Source organism: Paenibacillus forsythiae T98 (assembly GCF_000520735.1).
Lineage (GTDB): Bacteria > Bacillota > Bacilli > Paenibacillales > Paenibacillaceae > Paenibacillus_AQ > Paenibacillus_AQ forsythiae.
Genome location: NZ_ASSC01000808.1, coordinates 1 through 6779 on the forward strand (window position 1 = coordinate 1; position 6779 = coordinate 6779).

Sequence of the window (6779 nt, forward strand, 5' to 3'; positions counted from 1 at the left end):
CTGTTGCCCGGAAAACTGCACGTGTTGAAGATTGCGCCTGGCAAGAGCGATGTGGCCGTATCCGCTTTGAAGGAGCTGGACGGCATTCTCATCGAAGGCCATCATAGCGGCATAAGCGATCCCGCGAAGCACTCCAAGGCATGCCTGTTGATGCCGGGCTGCGCTTCGTCCGGCTTTGGCCTCAGCGTGCTTCAGGACGATGGCAAATACATATACTATAAATTTGATGCGAGAGGCCATCAGCTGGCTGCTGTGCTGATCGACAGCATTGAGAAGAAGACGAATATTGCCATTCATGTTTCAGGCGTAACCCAAGGCGGCACTCTCCATGTGGCCTCCCTTTCCCAGGATATATCTGCCGTCGATGCGGCAGCGCCGGGCGATCACGACGCTAACGAGGCAGCCGAGAAAGCATCCTCTCCTCATCATTAATGTCATAATGTTGCTACAAATTCTTAGGGCAAAGCTATAGCATAATGAAAAAAATGTTGTATAGTAAATTTAATTATATAATTCCTATTAAAAAACTAGGTTTAATGTTGACTGGTAATACCAGAGGCAGAGCAATCCCTTGGGGGAGTTGTTTCTGCCTCTTTTTATCACCGGAAGGAGCAACGAGCAGCCGGATCAAAGCCCGGGAGTGGCAGAGGCAACATTGTTATTCCGCAGGCCGGATCATTCAGCTAACGGGGAAGGAGAAGCTATGTCTCATCACTTGACGGATTCGAATCACGACAGCGTGAAGAATCCACATATTCGTTTCATCAAAAAAGGAGCAGGGAGGGTCGCGGTGGCCGCAGCGATTATAGCGGCTTGCATTCTGCTCTTGCTTCATCCTGAAGCCTACAGCATGTTCCAGGATCTCATCTTGATGAAAAACGTGCCTCAGCTCTCCATGAATGCGAGCTACGGTATGATTCTGACGGTGGGCGTTCTGACCTCTTTTCATTGCGCGGGAATGTGCGGGGGCATCGCCATCGCCCAGTCTGTGCGTACCGGCAGCGGGCATAGCAGGCTGGAACGCTTTCGGCGTTACGCGCCCTCCATCCGCTATAACGGAGGACGGGTGGTCTCCTATACGATTTTTGGGGGACTTGCCGGAGGACTTGGTCAGGTATTTCAATTTTCTGGAACCTGGCGAGGGCTTATTCCTCTAATCGGCGGGCTGTTCATGATTATTATGGGGATCAATCTGCTTGGTCTGTTCAAGGCGCTGCGCAGAGTCAATCTGAGCATGCCTTCTTTTGCGTTCAACGTCATCCGAAACGGCGCCTCCCGTCTCGGACCGTTTGCGGTAGGGCTGCTGAGCGCGCTGATGCCCTGCGGACCTTTGCAAATCATGCAGCTGTATGCCCTTGGAACGGGCAGCATTGTCCACGGGGCGCTTTCCATGCTGGTCTTCTCTCTCGGCACGGTGCCGATGCTCTTCCTGTTCGGGGCCATTCATCCCATGCTGAGCAAGAAGTTCGCCGGGCGGGTCCTGAAGGCGAGCGCGCTGATCGTTATCGCTTTGGGTCTGGTCATGGTGAATAGAGGGTTTGCCTTGTCGGGCGTTACCCTCCCTTACACAAGTAACCGTCTGAGCGACGGTGCGGCGATCGCCCGGTTGGACAAGAGCGGCAAGACGCAGGTGGTCAGAGCACAGGCAGGGAAGGACAGCTATCCGCAGATTGTCGTGCAGAGGGGGATTCCGGTCAATTGGACTCTCCATGTGGATAAAGAAGATTTGAACAACTGCAATAATGCCGTAAGCCTGCCTGGCTTCAAGATTGAGCAGAAGCTTCTTGCCGGAGACAATACGATCCGGTTCACACCGAGCGAGAAAGGCGAGTTTGTGTACACCTGCTGGATGGGCATGATCAAGAGCAGCATTATTGTGGTGGACGACGTCAGCAGCTACGAGCGGGATCACTCTACGGCCGCCGGGCGGACTGAGGGGCCGGACAGCCGTCAGGCGGATAAGCCATCGGCGGCGAGTTCCGCCGCTCCCGGATCGGAGCCCCGCAAGAGACATTCTGCGGAGCCGCCCGCCGCACCCGGCCAAGAGGCCAAGCCCAAGCTGGCATCCTCGAATACACAAGACTCGGAGGAGAGAAAGGCGCCGAAGAATGCCGGGAGCTCCTCAACCGCACAGAAGGCGAAGCCTGCGTCGGACCAGGCTAAAGCAGCCGAACCGAAAGTGACAGCAGCGCCGAGAGCCACGGCACCTTCGGTTAATAGCCGAAAACCGGCCGCCAAGCCCTCCACTTCGCCCACCGCTTCTTCGAAGCCAGCCGCTTCGCCGCCCCCTTCTGCCGCTCCAAAGGCAGGGTCAGTTGACGGGACCACAGGGGAGAACGGCGATCCGCAGCTCCAGACCGTTGTCACCCTTGTGACAAGCAACAGCTATTCGCCTATCCGGGTCAAGAAAGGAATCCCGGTTAAATGGATCATCCGTGTAGAGAAAGATCAGTTGAACGATTGCAACAATGAGATTATTGTCCCTGCCTTTCATTTGAGCAAGAAGCTCGTTGCCGGAGACAATATTGCTCAGTTCACTCCGGGAGAAACGGGGAGGTTCCCGTTTACCTGCTGGATGGAAATGATTGAAAGCAGCATTACCGTAACAGACGGCTAGTGCGGGAAGAGCGGGCCGGAGCCAGGCCGCAATAGCAATACATATCTATATAAAGGAGGGGTCAAGGATGGCGGAAGCTACCCTGCGTGTTTACGGAATGACCTGCACGCTGTGCTCGATGACGATAGAAGCGGCGCTTGGCAAGTTGAAAGGGGTGCGCAGCGTATCGGTGAGTTATGCGACGGAGAAAGTGCTTGTTGAGTATGAAGAGGAGACCGTGGATCTTTCGGAGGCCATCCGTGTCATCGAATCTCTGGGCTTTTCGGCTGGAGTTAAAGGCAAAGAACAGGAAAATGGCCGTGGCAGCGCCAGACAGAGAGAAATGAACAAGCTGGGGATTCGTCTGATTATCTCCATCTTGCTCAGCCTTCCGCTGTTTGTCGCGATGCTGCTGGGAGGTCTTGGCTTATGTCATGATGTCATCTACGGGCAGCAGGAAACCTGGTTCTCGCAAATTCTCGATGCCGTCAGACAACGGACGCTCTGGCTGCATAACTGGAAACTCCAGCTGGCGCTGGCCGCTCCCGTGCAATTCATCATCGGCTGGCCTTATTACAAGAATGCCTTCTATTCCCTTAAAGCGAGAAAAGCTACTATGGATGTTCTGGTCGTGCTCGGCACGAGCGCCGCGTTCGGCTATAGCTTATATACGGTTCTGTATAAAGAGACGCTGGTTATCGCCGGGATGCAGAATATTTACTTTGAAGCCTCTACCGTGATCATTACCCTGATTCTGCTTGGAAAATATCTGGAGGCGGTAGCCAAGGGGAGAACCTCGAACGCCATTCGCGCCCTGATGGAGCTGGAGGCCAAGTCGGCCCGGGTGGTCCGGGACGGGGAGGAACGGGATCTGCCGATCGCCGAGGTGCAGGCGGGGGATATTGTCATCGTTCGCCCGGGCGAGAAAATACCGGTAGACGGCATCGTAACCGAAGGAAGCTCGTATGTGGACGAATCGATGCTCACAGGGGAGAGCACTCCCGTGCAAAAAAACGAGCAGGATACCGTTATCGGCTCCTCCTTCAATCAGCATGGAACCTTTAAATTCCGGGCAACCAAGGTGGGAGGCGAAACCTTCCTCGCCCGAATCGTGCAAATGACAGAGGCTGCCCAGAACAGCAAGGCGCCCATTCAGAAAATAGCCGATAAAGTGGCGGCCTATTTCGTCCCTTTCGTTCTGCTTGCTTCATTTATAACGTTTGCGATCTGGTTCTGGGTGATTTACGGGGGCACGGTATTTTTACTGGACGTGGCATTGATCAACGCGGTGGCCGTGCTGGTTGTTTCCTGCCCGTGCGCCCTTGGATTGGCGACCCCCACCGCCATTATGGCCGGTATGGGCAGAGGCGCTCAAAACGGAATACTGGTCAAGAATGGCGAGCAGCTGGAGCTGGCGGGCAAAATCACAACTGTGGTTTTTGATAAGACCGGTACGCTGACTTCCGGCAAGCCGCATTTGACCGATCTGATTGCAGCCGGAGGCGCAGACGGGTCGTTAAGTCAGGATCGCATCCTGTTCCTGGCCGCCGCAGCGGAGAAACGATCGGAGCATCCCTTGGCCCAAGCGATCTATGAGGCCGGAGCGGCAAGGTTCCCGGAGGGCATTCCCGACCCCGCAACCTTTATCGCCGTTCCGGGAAAAGGAGTTTGCGCTTTTGTGGACGGAGCCGAGGTGCTGGTGGGCTCGCCCTTGTTTCTTGCAGGATATGGCGTGGATGTGGAGAGATTCGACGGCCAGTCTTCGGAGCAGCTTCGCCACAGCGGGAAGACGGCCGTGTTCATAGCCATCGACCGGGTGCTGGAAGCTGTAGCAGGCTTGCAGGATGAGCTTAGGGAGGGGGCGCTGGAGGCTGTCACCGAGCTGAAGAAGATGGGGCTTGAGCTGCATATGCTTACGGGCGACAACCGCCGGACGGCGGAAACCATAGCCGCCAGGTTGGGAATTCAGCATGTGGTGGCGGAGGTGCTTCCGGAGAGCAAGGCTCAGGTGATTGAGCGGCTAAAGCAGAAGGACAAGGTTGTAGCCATGATTGGGGACGGGATCAATGACGCCCCTGCCATGGCGACGGCCGATATCGGCATTGCCATTGGCTCGGGCACAGACGTGGCCATCGAGACAGGGGACATTGTCTTGTTGAAGGACAACCTTCGCGCCATTCCGTCCGCGATCCGTCTGTCGGCCAAGACCATGACCATTATCAAGGAGAATTTGTTCTGGGCGTTCATTTATAATCTGCTGGCGATCCCGCTATCTGCCATGGGGTACCTGAATCCGGTGGTGGCCGCCGGCGCCATGGCCCTAAGCTCGCTGTCCGTACTGTTTAATTCATTGCGGCTGAGACGCTACAAGCTGGCGCGATGAAGAGGTTCCCAAGCTGAGTCGTTAGCGCAAGACACGGTTATCAGGAGAAAGAGAGGATATCAGGCAGGCTCCGTTGTAGCCTGCCTTGCCCTTGTCTAACCATCGCATCCTGTGGTATAGTTCTAGACGCATCATATGAATAATTGAAGAAGAAAGTCTGCGGCGCCGCCGCGGGAGAGGTTCGCAAACTCCCTCTATAAAAAACTAAGATACGATATGCCCGGAAGCGGGTATGTCCATTTTCACGTTCTTAGTCTGCATGGATCAGGTTTGATGAAATCTCGTTCTTCTTTCCGAATACCGGCAGGATGCCGAAGGAAAAGAGAGGGATTTTTTGTTATGTCCGAAGGAAGATTGCAAGAGGAAATGCCGGATATTACGCTGCTTGGCAACCAAGGTACACAGTACAAATTCGGCTATGCGCCCGAGGTGCTGGAAACGTTCGATAACAAGCATCCGGGCAGGGATTATTTTGTGAAGTTTAACTGTCCGGAATTTACGAGTCTGTGCCCTGTGACCGGCCAGCCCGATTTTGCCACTCTGTATATTTCGTATATTCCCGAGATCAGGATGGTAGAGTCCAAATCGCTCAAGCTGTACCTGTTCAGCTTCCGCAATCATGGCGATTTTCACGAAGACTGCGTCAATATCATCATGAACGATCTGATCAAGCTGATGGACCCGCGCTACATCGAGGTATGGGGGAAGTTCACCCCGCGCGGAGGCATTTCCATTGATCCTTACTGCAACTATGGCCGTCCGGGCACCAAATATGAGGCTATAGCCGAGCATCGGCTGCTGAATCACGATTTGTATCCGGAGACAATCGACAACCGATAAGGAGAGATAGGGAATGAACAAGAAAGCGCTGGTCGTCTTTAGCGGCGGACAGGACAGCACAACGTGTCTGGTGTGGGCGTTGCGGCAGTTTGAAGAAGTGCAGGTCGTTACCTTTAACTATAACCAGCGGCATGCGGCGGAAATTGAAGTCGCGAAGGAAATCGCCGCCCATTTCAATGTGAAGCAGCATATTCTGGATCTGGGCCTGCTGAACCAGCTTGCGCCGAATGCCCTGACCCGGGGGGACATCGAGATTTCGGCGGGAGAAGACGGGGAGCTTCCAAGCACCTTCGTGGACGGGCGGAATTTATTGTTCCTGTCGTTCGCGGCGATTCTGGCCAAGCAACTCTCGTACCATCATATGGTTACCGGGGTATGCCAGACGGATTTCAGCGGCTACCCGGACTGCCGGGACGTGTTCGTAAAGTCGCTCAATGTTACGCTTAACCTCTCGATGGATTATGAATTCGTTATTCATACCCCGCTGATGTGGCTGGACAAAAAAGAAACCTGGCAGCTGGCCGACGAGCTTGGCCAGTTCGATTATATCCGCGAGCATACGCTGACCTGCTACAACGGAATCAAAGGGAGCGGCTGCGGCGAGTGTCCGGCCTGCCAGCTGCGGAACCGCGGTCTGAAGCAGTATGAAGCGGTTCGAAAGACGGTGGGCGGCTGATGCGGGGCGAGGTTACGGTATGCAAAATCTTCTCGTTTGACGCCGCGCATCAACTGATTGGCCATAAAGGAAAATGCGCCAATGTCCACGGGCACACGTACAAGCTGGAGGTTGTGCTGAAAGGCAGGCCGGTCGCGGAAGAAGGGCGTTCCGACGAAGGCTTCGTCGTCGACTTTGGCGACATTAAAGCGCTGGTGAAGGAGCGGGTGGTCGATAAGCTGGACCACGCCTTTCTCGCCAAAGGCGACGAGCCTGTGCTGGAGAGCCTTGAGGCGAGCGGCTCG

At 54.9% G+C, this 6779-nt stretch carries 6 protein-coding genes and 1 riboswitch; all 6 genes read left to right on the forward strand.

Features of this window, described 5'->3' with window-relative positions:
* Positions 1–432: hypothetical protein (locus tag L692_RS30140; protein WP_036725470.1), on the forward strand; the 432-nt coding region annotated here is incomplete at its 5' end.
* Positions 433–703: 271 nt separating this feature from the next.
* Positions 704–2617 carry an urease accessory protein UreH domain-containing protein gene (locus L692_RS31465; RefSeq protein WP_198027826.1) on the forward strand — a complete coding sequence of 638 codons (1914 nt, stop codon included), beginning with the start codon at positions 704–706 and terminating at the stop codon, positions 2615–2617.
* A 67-nt stretch (positions 2618–2684) separates the two neighbouring features.
* Complete coding sequence (locus L692_RS0124745) at positions 2685–4979, forward strand: heavy metal translocating P-type ATPase (protein WP_025702605.1); 2295 nt, start codon at positions 2685–2687, stop codon at positions 4977–4979.
* Between the two features lie 170 nt (positions 4980–5149).
* A riboswitch (PreQ1 riboswitch) is annotated at positions 5150–5193 on the forward strand.
* A 125-nt stretch (positions 5194–5318) separates the two neighbouring features.
* Complete coding sequence (gene queF / locus L692_RS0124750) at positions 5319–5819, forward strand: preQ(1) synthase (RefSeq protein ID WP_025702606.1); 501 nt, start codon at positions 5319–5321, stop codon at positions 5817–5819.
* A 13-nt stretch (positions 5820–5832) separates the two neighbouring features.
* Positions 5833–6495, forward strand: coding sequence for a 7-cyano-7-deazaguanine synthase QueC (queC, locus tag L692_RS0124755; RefSeq protein ID WP_025702607.1), 663 nt, complete (start codon positions 5833–5835; stop codon positions 6493–6495).
* On the forward strand, positions 6495–6779 hold a 285-nt coding region (locus tag L692_RS0124760; protein ID WP_025702608.1), incomplete at its 3' end, for a 6-pyruvoyl trahydropterin synthase family protein. The genes queC and L692_RS0124760, both read left to right, overlap by 1 nt.